The sequence below is a fragment of the Streptomyces hirsutus genome (assembly GCF_001418415.1).
GTDB lineage: Bacteria > Actinomycetota > Actinomycetes > Streptomycetales > Streptomycetaceae > Streptomyces > Streptomyces hirsutus.
Genome location: NZ_LIQT01000447.1, coordinates 1 through 567, shown reverse-complemented (window position 1 = coordinate 567; position 567 = coordinate 1). Strand labels below are relative to the sequence as shown.

The 567-nt window shown below is 71.4% G+C and carries 1 protein-coding gene; it reads left to right on the top strand.

Going from position 1 to position 567, the window contains the following annotated elements; genetic code table 11:
- Positions 1-567 (top strand): ATP-binding protein (locus tag AOK11_RS30025; RefSeq protein WP_167353851.1); only part of this gene is annotated, 567 nt, incomplete at both ends.

Sequence of the window (567 nt, the reverse complement as noted above, 5' to 3'; positions counted from 1 at the left end):
CGTGGTGCGGGCCGCGATGGGCTCCGTCGAGGACTACCAGCGCGTGCAGCCCCAGGAACTCACCGTCGCGGTGAGGACCCGTGTGGTCGGGCCCGTGGTGCACACCCTCGCGCTGCTGCTGGACAACGCGCTGCGCTTTTCGCCACCGCACTCGAGAGTGCATGTGTCCTTCGAGCAGGGCCACCACGGGGTCACCGTCTTCGTGGACGACAGCGGTCTGCAGATGACGCCGGAGCAGCTCGACGCCGCCCGGGACATCCTCACCGGGCAGCGCACGGATGACATCACGCAGCTCGGCGCCCGCCCGCAGACCGGGTTCCGGGTCGCCGTCGCCCTTGCGAGCGCCTACGGATTCCGGGTCGATGTCCAGGCGCCCAACTCCCTGCTGGGCACTCGCGCGCTGCTCACCCTCCCCCAAGACCTTCTCACCACAGTTCCGCAGGCTCCTCCGGCATCCCCGCAGGGCACACCCGACGCTGCTCCGACCGCGCTCGCCCCCGTCCCGGACGGTCGGCTCCCTGCGCTCGCCCCGGTTCCTGCACCTTCGCAGCCCGCCCTTGCCCCCAT